At 55.7% G+C, this 23,237-nt stretch carries 15 protein-coding genes; 7 read left to right on the top strand and 8 right to left on the bottom strand.

The window, feature by feature from the left end; translation table 11 throughout:
- Positions 1-31 precede the first annotated feature (31 nt).
- Complete coding sequence (secA, locus tag A377_RS0102585) at positions 32-2,773, top strand: preprotein translocase subunit SecA (RefSeq protein ID WP_019894577.1); 2,742 nt, start codon at positions 32-34, stop codon at positions 2,771-2,773.
- A 66-nt stretch (positions 2,774-2,839) separates the two neighbouring features.
- Positions 2,840-4,093: a bifunctional glutamate N-acetyltransferase/amino-acid acetyltransferase ArgJ gene (gene argJ / locus A377_RS0102580; RefSeq protein ID WP_019894576.1), complete on the top strand. Its 1,254-nt coding sequence runs from the start codon at positions 2,840-2,842 to the stop codon at positions 4,091-4,093.
- A gap of 529 nt (positions 4,094-4,622) precedes the next feature.
- Here the strand turns inward: argJ and hisC are convergent.
- The 4 genes from hisC to A377_RS12930 form a co-directional block, all read right to left on the bottom strand.
- Positions 4,623-5,681 (bottom strand): histidinol-phosphate transaminase, encoded by a 1,059-nt coding sequence (hisC, locus tag A377_RS0102575; protein WP_019894575.1) that lies wholly within the window; start codon positions 5,679-5,681, stop codon positions 4,623-4,625.
- Positions 5,682-5,821: 140 nt separating this feature from the next.
- A complete protein-coding gene (locus A377_RS0102570; RefSeq protein WP_019894574.1) occupies positions 5,822-8,416 on the bottom strand; it encodes a methyl-accepting chemotaxis protein in 2,595 nt (864 codons plus the stop codon).
- Between the two features lie 192 nt (positions 8,417-8,608).
- Positions 8,609-10,873 carry a HAMP domain-containing methyl-accepting chemotaxis protein gene (locus A377_RS0102565; protein ID WP_019894573.1) on the bottom strand — a complete coding sequence of 755 codons (2,265 nt, stop codon included), beginning with the start codon at positions 10,871-10,873 and terminating at the stop codon, positions 8,609-8,611.
- Positions 10,874-11,071: 198 nt separating this feature from the next.
- A complete protein-coding gene (locus tag A377_RS12930) occupies positions 11,072-13,342 on the bottom strand; it encodes a methyl-accepting chemotaxis protein (RefSeq protein ID WP_019894572.1) in 2,271 nt (756 codons plus the stop codon).
- Positions 13,343-13,528: 186 nt separating this feature from the next.
- On the opposite strand from A377_RS12930, the gene A377_RS0102555 reads away from it, so the two are divergent.
- Positions 13,529-14,476, top strand: a complete 948-nt coding sequence (locus tag A377_RS0102555) for a Nudix family hydrolase (protein WP_019894571.1) — start codon at positions 13,529-13,531, stop codon at positions 14,474-14,476.
- A gap of 2 nt (positions 14,477-14,478) precedes the next feature.
- Here A377_RS0102555 and coaE read toward each other — a convergent pair whose 3' ends face one another.
- Complete coding sequence (coaE, locus tag A377_RS0102550; RefSeq protein WP_019894570.1) at positions 14,479-15,108, bottom strand: dephospho-CoA kinase; 630 nt, start codon at positions 15,106-15,108, stop codon at positions 14,479-14,481.
- Positions 15,109-15,222: 114 nt separating this feature from the next.
- On the opposite strand from coaE, the gene A377_RS0102545 reads away from it, so the two are divergent.
- Together A377_RS0102545 and grxD are read left to right on the top strand one after the other, a co-directional pair.
- Complete coding sequence (locus tag A377_RS0102545) at positions 15,223-17,079, top strand: N-acetylglutaminylglutamine amidotransferase (RefSeq protein ID WP_019894569.1); 1,857 nt, start codon at positions 15,223-15,225, stop codon at positions 17,077-17,079.
- A gap of 229 nt (positions 17,080-17,308) precedes the next feature.
- A complete protein-coding gene (grxD, locus tag A377_RS0102540) occupies positions 17,309-17,656 on the top strand; it encodes a Grx4 family monothiol glutaredoxin (protein WP_019894568.1) in 348 nt (115 codons plus the stop codon).
- Positions 17,657-17,767: 111 nt separating this feature from the next.
- Here the strand turns inward: grxD and rnt are convergent, their stop codons facing one another.
- Positions 17,768-18,400 (bottom strand): ribonuclease T, encoded by a 633-nt coding sequence (rnt, locus tag A377_RS0102535; RefSeq protein ID WP_019894567.1) that lies wholly within the window; start codon positions 18,398-18,400, stop codon positions 17,768-17,770.
- A gap of 5 nt (positions 18,401-18,405) precedes the next feature.
- On the bottom strand, positions 18,406-19,719 hold the full coding sequence (argA, locus tag A377_RS0102530) for an amino-acid N-acetyltransferase (RefSeq protein ID WP_245546759.1): 1,314 nt from the start codon (positions 19,717-19,719) through the stop codon (positions 18,406-18,408).
- A gap of 107 nt (positions 19,720-19,826) precedes the next feature.
- Here argA and ilvD point away from each other — a divergent pair, with 107 nt between their 5' ends.
- Positions 19,827-21,683, top strand: a complete 1,857-nt coding sequence (gene ilvD, locus A377_RS0102525) for a dihydroxy-acid dehydratase (RefSeq protein ID WP_019894564.1) — start codon at positions 19,827-19,829, stop codon at positions 21,681-21,683.
- A gap of 22 nt (positions 21,684-21,705) precedes the next feature.
- Positions 21,706-22,107 carry a TerB family tellurite resistance protein gene (locus tag A377_RS0102520; RefSeq protein ID WP_019894563.1) on the top strand — a complete coding sequence of 134 codons (402 nt, stop codon included), beginning with the start codon at positions 21,706-21,708 and terminating at the stop codon, positions 22,105-22,107.
- 212 nt (positions 22,108-22,319) lie between these two features.
- Here A377_RS0102520 and soxA read toward each other — a convergent pair whose 3' ends face one another.
- Entirely contained in the window at positions 22,320-23,153 is an 834-nt protein-coding gene (gene soxA / locus A377_RS0102515) for a sulfur oxidation c-type cytochrome SoxA (RefSeq protein WP_028485202.1), read from the bottom strand.
- Positions 23,154-23,237: the final 84 nt, after the last annotated feature.

Below are 23,237 nucleotides of genomic sequence, written 5' to 3'. Positions count from 1 at the left end.
AAACGAACAAATTTAACTGGATTGGAAGTCTATGCCACTGACACTGATGAAAAAACTCTTCGGCAGCCGCAACGACCGTCTGCTGAAAAAATACGACAAAAAACTGGCCCAGATCAATCAATTCGAACCTGAGCTTCAGGCCCTGTCGGATGAAGCCCTGCAGGCGAAAACGGACGAGTTCAAACAGGCGTATCAGTCCGGCACCTCATTGGAACACCTGCTGCCGGAAGCGTTTGCGGTGGTGCGTGAAGCCTCGCAGCGGGTGACCGGCCTGCGCCATTACGATACCCAGCTGATCGGCGGCATGGTGCTGCATCACGGCAACATTGCCGAAATGCGCACCGGCGAAGGCAAAACCCTGGTCGCGACCCTGCCTGCCTACCTGAATGCGCTTTCGGGCAAAGGCGTGCATGTGATCACGGTCAACGATTATCTGGCCAGCCGGGACGCGGAATGGATGGGGCAAATTTACGGTTTCCTGGGACTGGAAACCGGCACCATCCTTTCCGGTCAGTCGCCGGAAGAAAAAAAGGCCGCCTACAATGCCGACATTACCTATGGCACCAACAACGAATTCGGGTTTGATTACCTGCGTGACAATATGGCGATTTTTGCCGAAGAGCGGGTGATGCGCGGGCAGAACTTTGCCATTGTGGACGAAGTCGATTCGATTCTGATTGATGAGGCGCGTACGCCGTTGATCATCTCCGGGCCGGCGGAAGACCAGTCGGAACTCTATCAGACCATTACCCCGCTGGTCACCGATCTGGAACGGGGCGAAGAAGACCCGGAAACCAAAACCGCCAGCGGCGATTACACCATTGATGAAAAGAGCAAGCAGATTCACCTGACCGACGAAGGCCACAGCAAGATCGAGGAGAAGATGACCCAGGTCGGGCTGCTGGAAGAAGGGGATTCGCTCTACGACGCCGAACACATCAGTCTGATGAAATACGTCACCGCCGCCATGCGCGCCAGCCTGTTGTTTGAAAAAAACACGGACTACATCGTCGAAAACGGTCAGGTGGTGATCATTGACGAATTCACCGGCCGAAAAATGCATGGCCGCCGTTGGGGCGACGGCCTGCACCAGGCGGTCGAAGCCAAGGAAGGTGTGGCGATTCAGGCGGAAAGCCAGACCTATGCGTCGATTACTTTCCAGAACTATTTCCGTCAGTACGAAACCCTGTCGGGCATGACCGGTACCGCCGACACCGAAGCCGGTGAATTTTTGTCCACCTACCAGTTGGAAGTGGTGGTGGTGCCTACCAACCAGACGCCGCAGCGTCTGGATCTGCCCGATCTGGTGTTTCTGGATGTGGAAGGCAAGCTGACCGCGCTGGTGCGTGACGTCAAGGAAATCCACAAAACCGGCCAGCCAATGCTGGTGGGCACGGCGTCGATTGAGATGTCGGAAGTCCTGTCAGCGCATTTTGACAAGGCCGGTATTCCGCACAAGGTTCTCAATGCCAAACAGCACGAAAAAGAAGCCCACATCATCGCTCAGGCGGGTCAGCCGGGCGCGGTGACCATCGCCACCAATATGGCCGGGCGCGGCACCGACATCGTGCTGGGCGGCAATCTGGACATGGAATTGGAACGGCTGGAAAACAAGGACGAAGCCACGGTGGCTCAGGTCAAGGCCGACTGGCAGAAACGCCACCAGGAAGTGCTGGACAAGGGCGGTCTGATGGTGATCGGTTCCGAGCGGCATGAGTCGCGCCGCATTGACAATCAGCTGCGTGGGCGTTCCGGGCGTCAGGGCGATCCCGGCGTCACCCGTTTTTATCTGTCGCTGGACGATGACCTGATGCGACGCTTTGCCTCGGACAAGGTCAAGAGCATGATGCGGCGTCTGGGCATGAAGTCGGACGAAGCGATCGAACACAACATGGTTTCCAAGTCGATCGAACGGGCCCAGAAACAGGTGGAGCGCATGCATCAGGACGAGCGGGCCAACCTGCTCAAGTTCGACAACATTGCCAACGAACAGCGCAAAGTGGTCTACACCCAGCGCAATGAACTGATGGAAGTCGAGGACGTTTCCGAGATCATTGATTCCCTGCGCGCAACGGTGATTGAGAATGCGATGGCGCAATTCGTCCCGCCGGGCAGCCTGGATGAGCAGTGGGATATTCCGGGCCTGACCCGACAGTTGCACGAAGATTTCGGTGTGGATCTGCCGATTCAGGATTGGCTGGAAGCGGACAAGTCGCTTTATGAGGAAACCCTGCGCGAAAAAATCGTCGAGGCCGCCAAAGCTACCTACGAAGAAAAAATGCAGGTGGTGGACCCACAGACCCGCCATCATTTTGAAAAAGAAGTGTTGCTGCGCACCATTGACAAGCAATGGCGCGGGCATCTGAATGAAATGGATTATCTGCGTCGCTGGATTCACCTGAAAGGCTTTGCCCAGAAAGACCCCTTCCAGGAATACCGCAAAACCGCTGCCAGCATGTTTGAAGCGTTTCTGGACGAAGTCATGTTCGAGACGGTTCAGACGCTGTCGCTGGTGCAGATTCAGGGCCGTGATGACGTGAATGCCTACGAGCAACAGCAACTGGACGAGCGCCCGGATCAGCTCGAAGCCACGCATCCGGCGGCCCAGTCGATTGCACAGGCGGTTCAACCGGAAGAAAAGGCCGAAGCGGAGTCGGAGGACGAGCAGAAGCCGGGTACCTTCCGTCGCGATGTGCCCAAAGTGGGGCGCAATGACCCTTGCCCCTGCGGTTCCGGTAAAAAATACAAACAGTGTTGCGGGCGGCTGCAATAAACCCGCTGCCGGATCCGCGCCGGGAGCTGGCGCTGACTGGACCATTGGCTGGAGAAGGAGAGCCGCATGGCTGAACCCAAAGAACAGACAGACACGGGCGTGCTGACCCGGCCGCATCCGATTGCCGGAGTGTATCTGGGGGCCACGGCTTGTGGTCTCAAAAAAAGTGGGGCGCTGGACCTGACGGTGTTGCAGTTGGCGGAAGGCGCGCGCACCGCGGCCGTGTTTACCCGCAATGCATTCTGCGCTGCCCCGGTGGTGATGGCCAGAAACCATCTCAACGCCGGGTCGCCTCAGTGTCTGGTGATCAACAGTGGCAATGCCAATGCCGGCAATGGGGCTCAGGGCCTCAAAGACGCCGAGCAGACCTGTCAGTGGCTGGGCGAAGAGCTGGGCCTGTCGGCCGACGCGGTTTTGCCCTTTTCCACCGGGGTGATTGGTGAGCCGTTGAGCATGGACAAAATTCAGTCCGGGTTGCCCGATGCGCTGGCCGATCTGTCCATCAGCGGCTGGGAGCGCGCGGCCGAAGCGATACGCACCACCGACACCTACGCCAAGGTGGCCAGTCTGGCACTGGACATTGACGGTCATCGGGTGTTGTTGACGGGCATGGCGAAAGGCTCGGGCATGATCCATCCCAATATGGCCACCATGCTCGGCTTTGTGGCCACAGATGCCAGAATTGACCAGGCCTGCTTGGATCAGGCGCTGAAAAACGCGTCGGACCGTTCCTTCAATCGCATCACCATCGATGGCGATACCTCCACCAACGATGCCTGCACCTTGACGGCCACGGCGCAGGCTGATATGCCCTGGATCGATGATGTTGAGAGTCCGGCCTACCAGGCTTTTGAAACCGGTCTGGCCAGACTGATGCAGCATCTGGCGCATGAAATTGTGCGCGACGGCGAAGGCGCGACCAAATTTGTGGCGGTGCAGGTGGAAAAGGGTGTGGATTCCGAGGAATGTCTGCAGGTTGCGCACGCGGTGGCCTTGTCGCCTCTGGTGAAAACCGCTCTGTTTGCCTGTGACCCCAACTGGGGACGGATTCTGGCCGCAGTGGGTCGTGCCGGTGTGGGCGAGGACGCGACCAGCCCAGATTTTGATATTGAAGCGGTGGAGATTTATCTGGGCGACGTTCTGCTGGTCACCCAGGGCGGACGGGCGGCCAGTTACACGGAGGCCGCCGGCCAGGCGGTGATGGATCAGACCGACATCACGATTCGCATTGTGCTCCATCGCGGTGCGGTGTCCGAGACCGTCTGGACGTCGGATTTTTCCTACGACTACGTCAAAATCAACGCCGAATACCGTACCTGAACGGGCGTATTCATCCCAAAATTGACCAGGCCTGGTGAATTGTTTCTTTGATCATGTTTGCTGGGGTGCAGACACTTTATGGTTATGCGATCCTGGATGTGTTCATTTTTTCTCGGCTTACCCCTGCGGGCGCCGAGTTCTTCGTTTACTTGTGTAAAAAACGAACCAAAAAAGCACACCCAGCACACGCTTTCTGTGCATTCTAAGCCCTGTCACAGGGCCCTTGCGAACTCGCTTCGCTCGGACAGCGCAAGGGGCATTTCCTGTGACAGGCCTAAGAAGCACGACGAAATCTTTGTGATGGGGAAAGAAGCCGCCGGATGATAAAACACTGTCATCCTGAGCGAAGCCGAAGGATCTTTTTAAGACAAGGCCGGGCTTCAAAGATCCCTCCGCTTCGGTCGGGATGACAAGTGTTCGGTCGGGATGACAAGTGTTTGGTTGGGGTGACAGAAAGGCTGGCTTGGGATTCTGTCATTTCTGACATATCTGATCTTTCAACGCCTGGCAAGCGCTGATGGGCCAACACTTATCCCAAAATCTCGCTTAGTGCATCGCAGAGGCGTCGGTTCTCTTCCTCCGAGCCAATGCTGATGCGCAGATACTGATCAATCCGAGGCTTGTCAAAGTAACGCACGATGATCGCCCGATCGCGTAACTGTTGCGCCAGTTCGCTGGCCGAATGTTCCGGGTGGCGGGCAAACACGAAGTTGGCGTGAGACGGCACCACATCAAACCCTTTTTCCTGCAAAAATTCGGTCAGAGCCTGACGGGTGGCCATCACTTTGCGACAGCTTTCGGCGAAATAGGCTTCTTCCTGCAAAGACGCGATGCCAGCGGCCATGGCCAGTCGATCCACTGGATAGGAATTGAAGCTGTTTTTGACCCGCTCCAGCGCTTCGATCAGGTGGGCCTGACCGAACGCCATGCCCAGTCTCAGACCGGCCAGGGCGCGGGATTTGGAAAAGGTTTGTGTCACCAGCAGGTTGGGGTAACGCGCAATCAATTGGGTGGCCGACTCGCCGCCAAAATCAATGTAGGCTTCGTCCACCACCACCACATGGGATGGGTTCTGTTGCAGAATCCGTGTAATCTGATCAAGTGTCAACAAGCGCCCCGTGGGGGCGTTGGGATTGGGGAAAATGATCGGCCCCGAGTCGCCCTGATAGTCATCGGGATCAATCGCCAAGGTCGGATCGAGAAGAATTTTTTGGGGGGCAATGCCATAAAGTCCGCAGTAGACCGGGTAAAAGCTGTAGGAAATGTCCGGAAAGCGCAAAGGCACCTCATGCTTGAGCAGACCCAGAAACGCATGGGCCAGCACTTCGTCCGAGCCGTTGCCCACAAACACCTGATCGGTGGAGAGTCGGTAATAATCGGCCAGCGCCTGTTTGAGCGGGGTGGCATTGGGGTCGGGGTACAAACGCAGCGCGTCGTCCGTTGCCGCATGGATCGCGTCCAGCACCCCCGGCGCAGGCGGGTAAGGGCTTTCGTTGGTGTTGAGTTTGACCAGATTGGCGACTTTGGGCTGCTCGCCCGGCGTGTAGGGGGTCAAAGCATCGATGGTCGGGTTCCAGAAACGCGGCATGGTGGTCCTTTGGCTTTCGATTACATGGATGTGGCCTATTGTAACCAAGCCACTCGTTCAGAGCATCTTTTAAGCGTTCGTCAGGCAATAAAAAACCGGCCAGAGGCCGGTTTGCTTTGGTTGCATGCGAGTGGTTTTTGTCAGAATTCCGCCCACTCATCGCCACTGTCATTTTTGGTGGTTTCCGGTTTGGCGGGCGACTTCGATTCCGACTTAGGGGTCGGCTTTGCTACCGAATGCGACGACTGAGCCGGCAACGCTGGTTTGGACGCCGGTTTCGGTTTGGATACCGATTTCGGCGCGGGTTTGTTGTGCGCAGTGCTGCCTCCAGACTGCCCGGTATTAAAGAACGACATGTCCTTGTCCAGAATCGCGGCCTGTTCGCTCATGCTTTCGGCCGCCGCCGAGGTTTCTTCCACCAGCGCCGCGTTTTGCTGCGTGACCTCGTCAATCTGGCTGATCGCTTTGTGCACCTGTTCAATCCCGGTCATCTGCTCACTGGACGCCGCCGAGATTTGCTCGATCATATTGGCCACATCGTCCACCGACTTGTCGATGGTGTCGAGCATCTCACCCGACTCCGACGCCAGTTTGGTGCCCTCATCAATGCGGGTCACACTCTCATTGATCAGCGCCGTAATCTCCTTGGCCGCATCCGCCGACTTCTGTGCCAGCGCACGCACCTCACCTGCGACCACCGCAAAGCCACGACCGTGTTCCCCGGCCCTTGCCGCTTCCACCGCCGCGTTCAACGCCAGCAGATTGGTCTGAAACGCAATCGAATCAATCAGGGTCACAATGTCGGAAATCTTGTGGCTCGATTCCTGAATTGCCGACATCGCCTCCACAGTCTTCTGCATGACACGTGTGCCCTCGGTGGTTTTCTCTTGCACCTCATGGGCCACACGGGTGGCGTCTTTGGCATGATTGGCGTTGTTCTGCACCGCCGAATTCATCTGCTCCATGGTGGCGGACGTTTCTTCCACCGATGCCGCCTGTTCCTGCACGCGCTGGCTCAGATCCTGAGACCCCTGTGACACTTCCGAAGAAGCCCCATTGACAATCTGGGTGGCGTTCAGTGCTTTTTTGACCACGTCCAGCAGACGGTCGGTGGTTTTGTTGACCGAGTCTTTCAGGGTTTTCAGATCGCCGTGATAGTTGCCTTTGATCGACTGGGTCAGATCGCCGTGTGATTGGGCGACCACCACCTCGGTGACCTCTTTGATCGCCGCTTCAATCGCCTCCATTGAATTGTTGACCCCGTCCTTGAGTTTCAACAGATCGCCTTTGGCTTGGGTGTGGATGCGCTGATCGAATTCGCCTTTCTCCATCGACTGCATCACATCAATGATGCCATCGATGGTCTGATCGAGGCCTTCCATGGTATTGGTGGCAAAATTGACCAGTTCCAGGTATTCGCCTTTGACATCGGCATCGATGCGCACATCGAATTTGCCGTCGCTCATGGCGTTGAGCAGTTTGCGAAGCTCGCCCATGGTTTCGGCCACGGAGTCAGCGGATTCGTTGATGCCGTCCTTGAGTGCTTTCAAGTCACCATTGAGGTCGGCCTTAACCCGTTGGTCAAACTGGCCGTCTGCCATGGCGCAGACCACGTCATTGGCTTCCCTGATCGCGGTTTGCATGTCGGACAGCAGTTTGTTGACCGCTTTGCCCATGTCCCCGATTTCATCCTGGCGCTGCTCGTCAGCACGAATGGCAAAGTCACCGGTCTGGCTGAGTTTGCCCAGTTGGGTCTGAATGGATTGAATGCCTTGGGCAATCAAACGGGGAATAAAGATGGCGGTGGCAATGGCAAACAGGGCGATCACAATTGCGACCACAATCAATACCGAGATAATGCTGTCGTTCAGTTGCTGCACTTCCGGACCAATGCGATCCTGATCGGCTTTGACCGACTCTTTGATGTTTTCCGCCAGTTCGGCAATCTCAGGCCCTAATTGGTCGAGGGTGTTATCAATGACCTCATTGCGGTCTTTAATTACCTGGTCAAGTTGCTGTACGTTCTTAACGTAATTGTTTTCCAATTCAAGCACTCGTTGAAGCTGTTGCTGGCGGGTCAGGTCCTGAACCTCGGCCAACAAGGTTTTCATGTTGCCATCAAGCGCATCAAATTCTTCAAGAGCCCGTTCCATCGATGCCTGGGTATTGTCTTCAATGAACTTGACGGTATAGAGGCGAGCCAATAAAAGGGTGCGCAGGCCGTCCGCAGCGGCAATGGTTGCCGGGACATCGCCATCCCGATAGGCCGTACGCTTTATTTTGGTCAGCAATTGCTCCATTTCAGGGCCGTCGACATTCAGGGTGTTGTGGACGATGTCATTGCGCTGAGCCATGTATGCCTGGACCTGGCCAAACGCTTCATGGTATTTGTCCAGAGTATTGTCCATGCGGTCTACCCATTCTGCTCGTTGCGGGTTCTGGATTTGGGTCTGGGCTTCGGTCAGCAATTCGTTGGTTCGATTAAAATAGTCTGTGTACTCATCCACTTCTTTCTGGACCGGGTTGTTCAGATAGTCTTTGACATTCATTCGCACCATCAGCATGTCGCTCTGAACATTGCTGACCAGCAATGAGTCCTTGGCGATTGCCCGATAATCGGAAAACCCGTCTGCGGATTTGTTAATTTCATAAATACTGAATACGGCCATGGCTATGACCAAGATGGTTAATAAACTGAAACTGGCAATCAGTTTGGCGCGAATCGTCTTGAACATAATAACCCCGTTTTTTGGTCAGGAATTGGTATCTTTGCTCATGCTATAACAAATTGTCATAGCGAACAAGGGTTCGTATTAAAAAAACTAATGAGAACTGAGAAGCAAGCAGTAGGCCAGCTGGCCGTGAGAGCCATTAAAAAACCGGCTGAAAGCCGGTTTGGATGGATAGAACAAATTGACCAGGCCTGGTTAAAACTCGGCCCACTCATCACCACTGCCGCTTTGAGCGGATGCTTCTTTGGGCTTTGATGCCTGGCCCGCGTCTTTGGCAGGCCGGGCCTCTGTCGGACTGGCCTTGGGCAAAGCCGCCTGTTTGGGCGTATTCGCCGCCGCCTGTTTGTGAGGCGTTTTGGCCACTTTTGAGGCCGACTTTTCCTGAGCCGACGATTTGGGCTGCCCGGTATTAAAGAACGACATGTCCTTGTCCAGAATCGCGGCCTGCTCGCTCATGCTTTCGGCCGCCGCCGAGGTTTCTTCCACCAGAGCCGCATTCTGCTGAGTCACTTCGTCAATCTGGCTGATCGCTTTGTGCACCTGCTCAATGCCGGTCATCTGCTCGGAGGAGGCCGCCGAGATCTGCTCGATCATATTGGCCACATCGTCCACCGACTTGTCGATGGTGTCGAGCATCTCACCCGACTCCGACGCCAGCTTGGTGCCCTCATCAATGCGGGTCACACTCTCATTTATCAGCGCCGTGATCTCCTTGGCTGCGTCCGCCGACTTCTGCGCCAGCGCACGCACCTCACCTGCGACCACCGCAAAGCCTCGACCGTGCTCTCCGGCCCGTGCCGCTTCCACCGCCGCGTTCAACGCCAGCAGATTGGTCTGAAACGCAATCGAATCAATCAATGTCACAATGTCGGAAATCTTGTGGCTCGATTCCTGAATCGCCGACATCGCCTCCACAGTCTTCTGCATCACGCGTGTGCCTTCGGTGGTTTTCTCCTGCACCTCATGGGCCACACGGGTGGCGTCCTTGGCGTGATTGGCGTTGTTCTGCACTGCGGAATTCATCTGCTCCATGGTGGCCGAGGTTTCTTCCACCGACGCCGCCTGTTCCTGCACCCGCTGGCTCAGATCCTGCGAGCCCTGTGACACTTCCGAAGAAGCCCCATTGACAATCTGGGTCGCATTCAGCGCCTTTTTGACCACATCCAGCAGACGGTCGGTGGTTTTGTTGACCGAGTCTTTCAGGGTTTTCAGATCGCCTTTGTACTGGCCGTTGATTTTTTGGGTTAAATCTCCATGAGACAGGGAAACCACCGTGTCCGTGACTTCATCAATGGCTTTGTTGAGGTCTTCCATGGACGAATTGATGGCCTGTTTCAAGGAACCAAATTGCCCTCTGGCATCGACGGTGACGCGCTCTGAAAATTCGCCTTCGTCGATTCTGTTCATCACGGCAATAATGTTTTGAACCACGTCGTTGGTCACGCTCAAAGCGCCTTCCACCTTGTTGCGGAAATTGGCCGGCACTTGCTCGTCCATTTTGGCGTCAAGCTGGCCATTGGCCAGCGCGTTCATAATCCGTTCCAGTTCCGACATCATAAAGCTCACGCTTTCCGCCGAGTTGTTGATGCCTTGCTTGAGACGATCCAGGTCACCGCTGTATGGACGTTTGATGCGTTGATCAAAGTCGCTCTGGGCGATGGCATCCACCACATGATTGGCATCCTGAATGGCGTCGGCGGTTTTTTCCAGCAGATGGTTGAACGCTTGCGCGGCCTGACCCACTTCGTCCTGGCGAGAGACTTGCACGCGTCGGGAAAAGTCGCCTTCCGTGACCACGGTTTTGGAAACGGCCACCAATTCGTTGAGCGGTCGGGTAATCGCCAGCAGGGTCTGACGCGCCAGCCAGAGCACCGCCAGAAACACCAGAAGGGCAATCACAATGGCCGCCGTCAGAGTGGTGTCGTAGGCGGCTTTTTGTCTCTGCTGCATTTTTTCGGCCTCACGCAATTGCAGAGAGACCAGATTGGTGATGGCGTCCGAAATCGGGTCGATGGCCGGATACAACTGTTCGATGCTGAACTGGGTAATGGCCTGCTGATCGCGCTGTTGGACCAGTGTCAATAGGCGTTTGACTGCCTGATCGGCTGTCTGCATCAGCCCTTGGGCCTTTTCGGCCAGTTGCGCTTCTTTTGAGGTCAGGGTGGTTTGCATGTAGCCCGACCAGAGTGTCTGAATCTGTTTTTCCGCCGAGCGAATGTTTTTTTCCGCCTGCGCCCAGTCAATATTGCCATTGCGCAGTTTGTGGTTGGTGTCCACGATGTTGACCGCATAGGCGTCGGCAATGTTTTTCAGATCTTCCAACGGCACAATGCGATCATTATAGAGCGCATTGAACGTTTTGTTGTTGCTGTTCATGTTGACCAGACCGGCGATGATCGCCAGGAGGGCAAATGCCAGCAGAATGCCGGTCAGTGTCAGAATACGGTTTTTGACGCTCATCTGAAAAAATCCTCTTGCTTGATTCAGGGCAGGTGTTCGGCCTGCGGGTGTATCCTAGCCAAAATGATGAAGGCGAATATCATGGTTTGATGACAAATTGTACCTGACAGGTCAAGCATGATTGTTGCCAGACTGGAAAAAAACCAAACAAAAAACCGGCCTATGGCCGGTTTCAACAATCAAAAGGAACGGGTGGAATCAGAATTCCGCCCACTCATCGCCTTTGTGACTCTTAGGTTTGGAGTCAGGTTCTGGTTTTGGCTGGCTTGTTCCTGATGGCGACGACTTTGCCGGCAATGCGGGCTTGGACGCCGGTTTCGGTTCCGATCTGGGCACCGATTTCGGTGCCGGCTTACTTTGAGGCGCGCTGCCAGCCTGTCCGGTATTAAAGAACGACATGTCCTTGTCCAGAATCCCCGCCTGCTCGCTCATGCTTTCGGCCGCCGCCGAGGTCTCTTCCACCAGCGCCGCATTCTGCTGGGTCACTTCGTCAATCTGACTGATCGCCTTGTGGACCTGTTCGATTCCGGTCATCTGTTCGGTGGACGCCGCTGAGATCTGCTCGATCATATTGGCCACATCGTCCACCGACTTGTCGATGGTGTCGAGCATCTCACCCGACTCCGACGCCAGCTTGGTGCCCTCATCAATGCGGGTCACACTTTCATTGATCAGTCCGGTGATTTCCTTGGCCGCATCCGCCGACTTCTGTGCCAGCGCACGCACCTCACCTGCGACCACCGCAAAGCCACGACCGTGTTCTCCGGCCCGTGCCGCTTCCACCGCCGCGTTCAACGCCAGCAGATTGGTCTGAAACGCAATCGAATCAATCAGGGTCACAATGTCGGAAATCTTGTGGCTCGATTCCTGAATCGCCGACATCGCCTCCACGGTTTTCTGCATCACGCGCGTGCCCTCGGTGGTTTTTTCCTGCACCTCATGGGCCACACGGGTGGCATCCTTGGCGTGATTGGCATTGTTCTGCACCGCCGAATTCATCTGCTCCATGGTGGCGGACGTTTCTTCCACCGACGCCGCCTGTTCCTGCACCCGCTGGCTCAGATCCTGAGACCCCTGTGACACTTCCGAAGAAGCCCCATTGACAATCTGGGTGGCGTTCAGTGCTTTTTTGACCACGTCCAGCAGACGGTCGGTGGTTTTGTTGACCGAGTCTTTCAGGGTTTTCAGATCGCCGTGATAGTTGCCTTTGATCGACTGGGTCAGATCGCCGTGTGATTGGGCGACCACCACCTCGGTGACCTCTTTGATCGCCGCTTCAATCGCCTCCATTGAATTGTTGACCCCGTCCTTGAGTTTCAACAGATCGCCTTTGGCTTGGGTGTGGATGCGCTGATCGAATTCGCCTTTTTCCATTGACTGCATCACATCAATGATGCCATCGATGGTCTGATCGAGGCCTTCCATGGTATTGGTGGCAAAATTGACCAGTTCCAGGTATTCGCCTTTGACATCGGCATCGATGCGCACATCGAATTTGCCATCGCTCATGGCATTGAGCAGTTTGTGCAACTCGCCCATCGTCTCAGCCACCGATTGAGTGGATTCGTTCACGCCTTGTTTTAGGCGGCCAAGGTCGCCGACAACGTCTGTCTCCACCTGTTTTTCAAATCGACCATTTGCCATGTCCGCCACAACGGTATTGACTTCTTTCAGGGCGGTTTGTGTTTTGGCAATAAAGCGATTGAAAGACTCTGCCAGAATGCCCAGTTCGTCGTTGCCCATAACGGTGGCGCGGGTATTGAAATCGCCCTGGTTCTCAACCGCAGTCAGACTTTCGACCAGATTGTTGATCGGGCGTCTGATGGAGCGGATGATGTAAAAAGTGATGAACATGGCGAACATCAATGCCACCAGTGTGGTGATGATCATGATCAGGGCAAACGTGGTGGCAACGGTTTCGACTTCATCGACCTGAGTGGCAATGGCTTCTTCCTTGAAATCAATGTACGCATTGATTCTGGCCAGCCATTCCGTGTAAGCCCCGGCCGTTTCCTTGCTCATAAACGCTCTGGCGGCGTCAATTTCCCCGCGCATTCTGGTTTCAATCAGCCTGTCTGTCAGAGGAAGCGCTTCGCTTTCAATGGCGTAAATACGATCGATCAGTTTCTGTTCGGTTGCCGAAATGGCGCTCATGTCAAGACGGGTTTGCAGCTTTTCTTCTGCCTGGGTGTAGGCTTTGGCCAATTGCTTGATGTCTTTCAAATGCTGCTTTGCCTCAGACTCGGATTCCGTCAACACCAAGTCGCGCAGGGCGATGGCCCGATCGTGCACGCTGCCTCGAAAGTTGATGGCGGCGCGTTGTTTGGGCGCTTCCATCTGCCCGACAAATTGCATGTTATTGTCAATGATATTGACCCTTTGCAGACCGATTACGACCAGAGCGACCATTAACAGTAAGATCAGGGCAAAGCCGAGGATCAGGCGTGTGGAAATGTTCAAGTTGTTCATGCTACCCCTATGTAACTGGTGTAAGGTTGAATTTGGAAAACCGTTAAATAAATATTGTATAGGTTTTGAATCGGAATTGTGAATGTATTTGCTGTGAGGGTGTGGAGCCCGGTCATGTTTGCCGCACTCAGCAGGATTTGAGATGATGTTGAGATCACGATGGACAGACAAACGAGAGGAAGGAAGATGTCGGAGAAAGAGATTGCGGTTGGTGTGTTGGTGCAGGATGGCGCCTGCTTGATTGCCAAACGTCAGGCGCATCAGCATCTGGGCGGTTTGTGGGAATTTCCGGGCGGGAAGATCGCACCGGGGGAAGTTCCGGAGGACGCTTTGATTCGGGAGTTCAAAGAGGAAGTGGGGGTCGCGACCCATGGCTGGCGGCCGTTGATCGAGATTCCCTGGGTGTACGAAACGCGGTCGGTACGGCTGAAGGTGTATCAGACCGATCGGTTTGAGGGAACGCCTGTCGGTGAGGAAGGCCAGACACTGAAGTGGTGTCCGTTGGCGAAACTGACTGAGTATGGGTTTCCGCCTGCCAATCAAGGCATTCTGGCGGCATTGCAATTGCCGCACACCATGATGATCAGCGGACGCTTCGCCGACTTCGAAGACGGGCTGGCCCGATTGAACGCGGCGCTGGAAGAGGGGGTGCGTCTGGTTCAGCTTCGGGCCAAGCATCTGGACGAAGCGCCATTCATGGCCTGGGCCAGAGAAGCGATAGAGCGGTGTCATGAATACGGGGCCCAGGTGCTGATCAATGGCCCGGCCAAATGGTTGGCGGCCTTGCCGGAAGCGGACGGACTGCAGTTGTCGTCTCAGGCGCTGATGGCCTTGACCGAGCGGCCAGCACAAAGCCGGGGCAAATGGTTGAGTGCGTCGGTGCATACCCAGGCCGAACTGGCCAAAGCGTTGGAACTGGAGGCCGATTGTGTGTTGCTGTCGCCGGTGCAGCCAACCGCGTCGCATCCGGAGATGACGCCATTGGGCTGGGCGCAGTTTGCCGAGTGGGTCAAAGATTGCCCGGTGCCGGTTTACGCCTTGGGTGGCGTAAAGTCTGGGGACGTGGATCAGACCCGATCCAGCGGCGGACAGGGCATCGCCGCCATTTCCGGCCTCTGGCCGCAGCCTATGTGAGGTTAGGTGTTGGCAGCCAGCAGTTCTTTGATTTGTTCGAGTACCGCTTTTTTGGGTTGGCTGGTGTCGATAACCCAGTCGGCCTGAGCCAGTCGATCTGCCCGACTGGCCTGGCTTTTGAGAATGGCATCCACTTGAATCGGAGTCATGGTGTTTTTCCCTGCGTTTTTCTGTGCCTCTTTTTGCGTTCTGGCTCGTGCCAGTGCGCGTTGTTTCTGCAGTGATTCGGGCAGATCACAGACGATCACCTGGTCGATGAAGTCCGGTTTTCCGGTCTCGACCAGCAGCGGGATTTCCACCACAATGGCTTTGGGGTGTTGGGTTTTGAGCTGCGCCACGCAGTCGGCCAGCCTTTGGCGGATCAAGGGGTGGGTGATCGATTCCAGGGTGCGTTTGGCGTTGGGGTCATCCAAAATACGCTGGCGCATTCGGGCGCGGTCGAGTGTGCCATCAGGCGCACACACTTGTGGGCCGAACGCAGAGCGGATTTTGACCAGGCCTGGTGAATTCGGGGCCACCACGTCGCGTGCGGCCTGATCGGCGTCGCAACCGGGCACGTCCAGCTGTTCAAACAACGCGCGCACGGTGCTTTTGCCACTGCCCAAACCGCCGGTTAATCCATAAACTTTCATGCGACTTAGTGTACGACGAATCTTTGGCGATTGCAGCACTACACCAAATGCGTTTTTGGTTAGAACGTTTTTGGTTAGAATAGCGGGCGTCGTGATAAGCAATAGGATGAGAGCATGTGTGGGATTTGCGGTGAAATTTACTGGGACGGGCAAAAGGCAAGCGAGGCCACCCTGGCACCAATGCTGGAAAAGCTGGCCAAGCGCGGGCCCGATGACGGCGGGATCTGGTTGCAGAATCAGGTCGGGCTGGGGCATCGGCGACTGTCGATCATTGACCTCTCGGACGCCGGACATCAGCCGATGGTGGACGAAGAACTGACGCTGGTGTTCAATGGCTGCATCTATAATTACGTGGCATTGCGCGAACAGTTGATCGAACTGGGGCATGCGTTTCGCTCGCATTCCGACACCGAAGTCATTCTCAAAGCTTATCGTCAGTGGGGCATGGAGTGCGTGACCCGGTTTGAAGGCATGTTCGCCTTTGCGCTTTGGGACGATCACCAACATCAGTTGATGTTGGCGCGGGACCGTTTTGGGATCAAGCCGCTGTATTACGCGCCGGTTGAAGGCGGGGTGCGTTTTGCCTCCAATACCCAGGCCTTGCTGGCCGCCGGTGGGGTCAATATCGATCTGGACCCGGTGGGGCTGCACCATCAGTTTACCCTGCATGGGGTGGTGCCGGCACCGCATACCGTGCTCAAAGGTGTGCGCAAACTGGCACCGGGGCAGTGGATGACGGTGAATCCGGACGGACAGATGTATCAGAGAAGCTGGTGGCATTTGAAAGCCGAACGTCCCGGCCCGGATCACCCTTCGTCCCGATTGCAGGCCCTCAGCGGTGTCACAGATCACCAGGCCTGGGTTGAAGCGGTGCACGACACCCTGAAAGAAGCGGTGCACAAGCGATTGACCGCCTCGGACGTGCCGGTGGGTGTGTTGTTGTCCGGCGGGCTGGATTCGAGTCTGATTGTGGCGTTGCTGGATGAGGCGGGTGTGGAAGACATTCGGACCTTTTCCATCGGTTTCGAAGACGTGCCCGAGGAAAAAGGCAGCGAATTCGACTATTCCGATCAGGTGGTCGAGCGCTTTCAGACCCGTCATCAGAAATTCCTGATTCCCAATGAAGCCGTGCTGCCGCGATTGCAGGAAGCGGTCGATGCCATGTCCGAACCGATGTTTGCCCAGGATGCGGTGGCGTTTTATCTGTTGTCGGAGCAGGTTTCGAAAGAGGTCAAGGTGGTCATGTCCGGCCAGGGCGCGGACGAAGTGTTCGGCGGCTATTTCTGGTATCCGCAGATGGCGCAGGCCGCGGAAAAACTGGGACCGGAGGCGCAGGCCGTAGACGCGTTTGCCCCCTTTTATTTTGACCGGGATCACGCCGAATGGAGTGAGATGATCCACCCGGATTACCACATTCGTGACGTTACCACCGAGTGGGTGCAGGACCGTTTGAGCGAAGAAGATGCGGACACGTTCATTGATCAGGTATTGCGTCTGGATGCCAGTCACTTGATTGTGGACGACCCGGTCAAGCGCGTGGACAACATGACCATGGCCTGGGGGCTGGAAGCACGGGTGCCGTTTCTGGATCACTCTCTGGTCGAGGTTGCGATGACCGCGCCGCCGGAAACCAAACTGCAGGACTTTAAATATCTGCTCAAGGCTGTGGCCAGAGGGCGGGTACCGGATTCGGTGATTGACCGGCCAAAAGGCTATTTTCCGATGCCGGCCCTGAAGTATGTGCGTGGGCCTTTCTATGACATGATGCGTTCGGTGCTGACCAGCGAAGTGGCGCAAAAACGGGGACTGTTCCAGTCCGATTACATTGAGCGCTTGCTGGCCGAGCCGGAGGCCGATGCCAGCTTTACCCGGATTCAGGGCAGCAAACTCTGGCATGCCGCTTTGCTGGAACTGTGGCTGCAGACCCATGTGGACCCGTATCGCGAGCGAAACCTGTGTTCAGCTGAATGAAAACACGGAACCTGTCTCAGGTCTGTGAAGCGTTTTCGGCCTGCTCAGGCTGGTCGTGGTCTTGTCCCGACGCCCATCTTGTTTTTGCTGGTGGGTCGGGGTGGGATTCTGGGCAGGGGTTTGTTAGAATAACCTACTTAACGACTCAAGAATTGAGTGAGCTGGTGGTTGTTTAGCCATCCGGCTAGTAGATACTCTGAAACGTAACGATTAGGATCAAGGACAGGTTATGGCAGATCAGGAACAGGAAATTCTCGCGCGCATTGACGAACAGGTCAAAAACAATCCCGTGGTGTTGTATATGAAAGGCACGCCCCAAATGCCGACCTGTGGCTTTTCCAGCCGCACCGCGGAAGCGCTGGTGAAAACCGGGGAAAAGTTTGCGTTTGTGAACGTGCTGGCCGACCCGCTGATTATGGAGCATCTGCCCAAATATCAGGACTGGCCGACGTTTCCGCAGCTGTACATCGACGGCGAACTTCAGGGCGGTTGCGACATCACTCTGGAACTGGGTGAGTCGGGCGAATTGAAAACCCTGATGGCCGAGGCCAACGCCAAGACCCAGGAAAACGCCTAGCAGACTGCCAGCCGAGTGCAGTTTTCACCAGGCCTGGTGAAAATCAGGTCGGAGACTGTGCATCGGCTTAAGGTTTTGGCGTGAGCGCCGGCTGGTGAATCGAATACCCCGCTACTGGGCGGTTTGATTCAGCCAGGGCATGTCATTGACGATCCGACAAAACAGCTCGGCCGTTTTGTCGGTGTCGTAAGCGGCAGAGTGAGCCTGGCTGTCATCCCAGTCCAGTCCGGCGGCGCGGGTGGCTTTGGCCAGAACGGTCTGCCCATAGGCCAGACCGGCCAGCGAAACCGTGTCCAGAGTGCTGAATTTGTGAAACGGCGATTTCACTTTCTGACGATCGGCCGCGGCACGGATAAAGCCCAGATCAAAAAAGGCATTGTGCCCTACCAATATGGCGCGGGTACAGCCCGTGGCTTTGAGTTCCCGGAAAATGGGATCAAAGCATTTCTTTAAGGCCTCTTTCTCCGACAACGCAAACCGAAACGGGTGGGTCGGGTCTTCCACCCCAATGAATTTGAGTGCGCTTTTGTCTAGTTGAGCCCCTTTGAACGGCAGGACATTGGCCTGTACCGCGACATTGGGATAGACTTCGCCCTCGGGGGTCATGCCGATGGTGACAGCAGCGACTTCAATCAGGGCGTTTTTTTCGGGGTCGAACCCGGCGGTTTCGACATCGACCACCACCGGCAGAAAGCCCCGAAAGCGTTGACGAATACAGTTTTTGTCACCAGGTTGGATCAACACGGGCCTCAGATACGGGTTTCAATGGGTTTGACCAATACTTTGGAATTCCGTTGCGCATTGTACAGGTTTTTGCGCGAAGCGGGCAGGGCTTGCGGATCGGTCAGGCGAAACCCGTGCTCCTCAAACCAGTGGTGGGTATGGGTGGTCAGCAGCCACAGCTGCTGAAAGCCCTGGGTCCGCGCCTGGGTTTCCAGTTGGTCCAGCAGTTCCTGTCCCAGTCCCTGATCGCGGTAGGCCGGGTCCACGGCCAGACAGGACAGTTCGGCATGGTCGCCATCGATCGCATTCAGGGCCGCGCAGCCGATCAGGTGCTGATCGATTTCCATCACCCAGAAATCCGAAAGCGCCTGTTCCAACTGTTCCGGGCTGCGACTGACCAGGATGCCGGCCGCTTCCAGTGGCTGAATCAGTCGCATCAGACCGGGAATGTCTTCGGCCTGGGCCGGGCGCAGTTGATGGTAGCGGTCGGTGTAGATCAGGGTACCGGCACCGTCCCGGCTGAATAGTTCCTGCAACAGGGCATCGGGTTGGTTGTCGGCCATCAGATGGACACGCTTGAGTCCCTGACCATGGGCATGAATCAATCCCTGCAAACGTGCAGAGAGAGGAAGCCGGTCAAGTTCGGACCCTTTGACGGCTTTGGGCAGAGAGGCCAGTTCAGCCGCCGGTTGAAACAACATCAGTTTGTCGGCATTCAACAGGTCGCTGATCGCAAACGCCTGCTCCAGGGTGTTGATGTTGAAGGCCTCGCCGCTGAGCGAATAGGTCAGCGGCGTGATCAGAACCATCTGCCCGGCGGCCAGTGTCTGGGTCAGCGCGGTTCGGTTGATTTTGCGTACAGTGCCGGTGTGCTGGAAATCCATGCCGTTGATCACGCCTTTGGGTTTGGCCACCACCCAGTTGCCGGACACCAGAGCGCCGGGCAGGTGATGTTCGGCGCTGGCCTGGGTGATCGAGGATTCGACCCGGGCGCGAACCCGGCCGATGGTGCTTTCCAGTAAAGGCAGATGTTCGGCCTGGGTAATGCGGGTGTTGTGGTGGTGCTGCCAGCTCAGTCCCGCTTCGCGATAGGCCTGATCCAGCCAGTCCCCGGCCCCCAGCGTGATCACCAGCTTGAGGCCCAGGCTGTTGAGCAGCACACAGTCCCGTGCCAGCGATTGCAGCATGGCCGCATCGGAGATCATGGACGATGGCAGGTACAGTACCAGCGTTTTGTCGCGGTGCTGCGCCAGATAGGGAGACGCCTGACGCAGGTATTCGCTGAAAGATGGGGACGGGCTGGATGCATTCATGGGATCAAAACTTTTTTCGTCCGCCACTGACAGTTCATGCACAGAGGCGGGCGGATGTGCGAAAATAATTGTTTGAAAGTAAGTATAACAGTCTGATCGGGGAAACGGAAAAACCCTGATGGAAGGAGGAAAGTATGCCGGATTATCGTTCCAAAACCAGTACTCACGGTCGCAATATGGCGGGCGCACGCGCGCTTTGGCGTGCTACCGGCATGGGGACCGAAGATTTTGGCAAGCCCATCATCGCCATTGCCAACTCGTTCACGCAATTTGTGCCAGGCCATGTGCACCTGAAAGACATGGGGCAGTTGGTGGCCAGAGTGATCGAAGAAGCCGGCGGCGTGGCCAAGGAATTCAATACCATTGCGGTGGACGATGGGATTGCCATGGGCCATGACGGCATGCTCTACTCCCTGCCATCACGCGATCTGATTGCCGATTCGGTGGAATACATGTGCAATGCGCATTGCGCCGATGCACTGGTGTGCATTTCCAACTGCGACAAGATCACCCCGGGCATGATGATGGCGACCATGCGTTTGAACATTCCGACCATTTTTGTCACCGGCGGCCCCATGGAGTCGGGCAAAACGGTATTGGGAGGCGAAGGGATCAAGCTGGATCTGGTGGACGCCATGGTCAAGGCCGCGGACGAAAGCTGTTCCGATGCCGACGTGACCACGATCGAAGAATCGGCCTGTCCGACCTGTGGCTCCTGTTCCGGGATGTTTACCGCCAATTCCATGAACTGTCTGGCTGAAGCCCTGGGCATTGCTTTGCCGGGCAATGGCACCACACTGGCGACGCACTCGGATCGCCGCCACCTGTTTGAAGAAGCCGGACGTCGCATCGTGGAAATCTCCAAAGCCTATTATCAAGACAATGATGAGCGGGTGTTGCCGCGTTCGATTGCGACTTACGAAGCCTTTCAGAACGCCATGGCGTTGGATGTGGCCATGGGCGGTTCCACCAACACGGTACTGCATTTGTTGGCCATCGCACGTGAGACCGGCGTTCACTTCAATATGAGTGACATCGACCATATTTCACGCAAGGTGCCCTGTCTGGCCAAAGTGGCGCCGAACTCCCAGGACTATTACATGGAAGACGTGCATCGCGCAGGCGGGATCATGCGCATACTGGGAGAATTGGATCGAGGCGGTTTGATTGATCGGGATGTGTACACCGTGCACGCCTCCACTATGGGGGCCGCACTGGAACTTTGGGACATCACCCGTACCGACGACGAAGCGGTCAAAACCTTTTTCCGCGCCGCGCCTGGCAATGTGCGGACCACTCAGGCATTCAGCCAGAGCAAACGTTGGAAAAGCCTGGACGATGACGACAAGAACGGGTGCATTCGCAGTGTGGAGAATGCCTACACCAAGGAAGGCGGTCTGGCGGTCCTTTATGGCAACATCGCCGCGGAAGGGTGCATCGTCAAAACGGCCGGGGTGGACGAATCCATTTTCAAGTTCACCGGACCGGCACGCATTTATGAAAGTCAGGATGCCGCTGTGGAAGGCGTTCTCAATGGGGATGTCAAATCCGGTGATGTGGTGCTGATCCGCTATGAAGGTCCCAAAGGTGGCCCGGGCATGCAGGAAATGCTGTATCCCACCAGTTACCTGAAATCCAAAGGACTGGGCAAACAGTGTGCGCTGCTGACCGATGGGCGCTTTTCCGGTGGAACCTCCGGGCTTTCCATCGGCCATTGTTCGCCCGAAGCCGCCGAAGGTGGCAATATCGGCCTGGTGGAAGAAGGGGATACGATTGAAATCGACATTCCCAACCGTACCATTGAAGTCAAACTCACGGATGAAGAGCTGGCCGAGCGTCGTCAGGCGATGCATGAAAAAGGGCGTGATGCCTGGAAACCGGCTCTGCCCAGAAAACGTAAAGTCAGTGCGGCCTTGCGCGCCTATGCGGCCATGACCACCAGTGCCGCCTATGGCGCGGTCAGAGACGTGGATCAGGTAGAGCGCCACTGAGTCGAACAATGAGGAACGGAACATGTTTGCAGACCGATTGAACAACCAACAGCGCCAGGCTGTGTTTGACCTGGCCGTGATGCTGGCCTATGCCGACCGGGAGCTGGCCAGCGAAGAAGAGCAGTACCTGCGCAATTTCAGCGAAGCCTTTGGGATTGAATACAATCTGGACAAAAGCGATCTCAAGGTCGATGATCTGCTAAAGGTGTTTAAGAACAAGCACGATCGCATCATTCTGCTTCAGGAACTGATCAAGCTGTCGTACAAGGACGGCCATTTCGGTCAGGAGGAGCAGGAAAATGTGTTTACCATTGCCCAGAAACTGGGCCTGAATGAGCCTGAGTTGTTTATGCGCATCGAAAAATGGGTGCGGGAAGGCTTTAACTGGGTGTACGAAGGCGAAGACATGCTGGACGACGTCTGAACGGCTGTTGAGCGTCCTTGCACGAAACGAAGGGCGCATTGAGAGAAACCGGCGATGGCCGGTTTTTTTTTGTGTCCGACAGGCTGCGAGGTTGGGGGGAGTCCTTTTTAACCAGGCCTGGTCAAATGGGGTGCCGCGTTGAGACGCAACGTTTGGTTCAGGCATAAAAAAACCCGCCGAAGCGGGTTTTCAGAGAGTCTCAATCAGTCAGATTATTCGCGATAACCTGGACCGTTGATTTCCAGACCGTTTGACATGTACGCCTGGAAGAACTCCAGATTGCGATATTCTTCGCTCTGCGCTTTCATCGGCTTGGCACGCATGTTTTTGTTACAGCCGCCATAACGACGGTGCAGGGTACCCAGTTCCTGCCATTTGGCACGGAAGACCGGGAAGTGCGTGGTGTGACCCAGGTTGGCTGACAGAGTGTTGGAACGCGCTTTACGACCGGCATTGTAAGTGTGGCATTTTGCACACGACAAGCCGAGCTGACCACGTTCTTCAACATAGAAAGCCTGCCCTTTGTTAAAGGCTTCTTTGGCGCCTGGTGAGCTGGCATCTACGTTGATTTTCTGGCCACGGGCTTCATACGCCATGTAAGCGGACAACTGTGCGATGTCGCCTTTCTTCCACTTGAATGGTTTCAGGTCATTGTCAGCACGACACTGGTTGATTTGCCCTTCCAGGGTTTCAACCTGTTGCGTTGATTCGTTGAAGCGTGGGTATTGGTTGCGGATTTTGGTTACGTCCGAACCGAAACACTTGTCATAGACAGCTTTGTCTTGCTGATAAAGCGCTTCACCGGCATCAACGGCATCCAAATAGGGAGGGAACTCTTCAGCAGCTTCCCACTGCATGAATTTGTCCTCGTTGTAGATATAAGCACCATTAATGTACTCTTCTGGTGCGATGTTGGGGTTCTTCGCTTGGAAGTACTCAACTAATTGAATCCGGCTTTTCTCCGGATCGACTCCACCGGCCATTACGTTGGTGGCAGCGGTTGCGGTTGCGCCCAGTGTTAAGGCGACTAGCAATGTTTTCTTCATCCCATTCCTCCGTCCGAAAACGATGATAATATTTTATTTTTGGTATCAGCAACCCGCAGAGCGGGTTGCTGTCAGCTTAATCGG

It is taken from the genome of Hydrogenovibrio halophilus DSM 15072 (assembly GCF_000384235.1).
GTDB classification, from domain to species: Bacteria; Pseudomonadota; Gammaproteobacteria; order Thiomicrospirales; family Thiomicrospiraceae; genus Hydrogenovibrio; species Hydrogenovibrio halophilus.
Note: the sequence above shows the minus strand (reverse complement) of the source record. Positions and strands in the feature narration are given on the sequence as shown.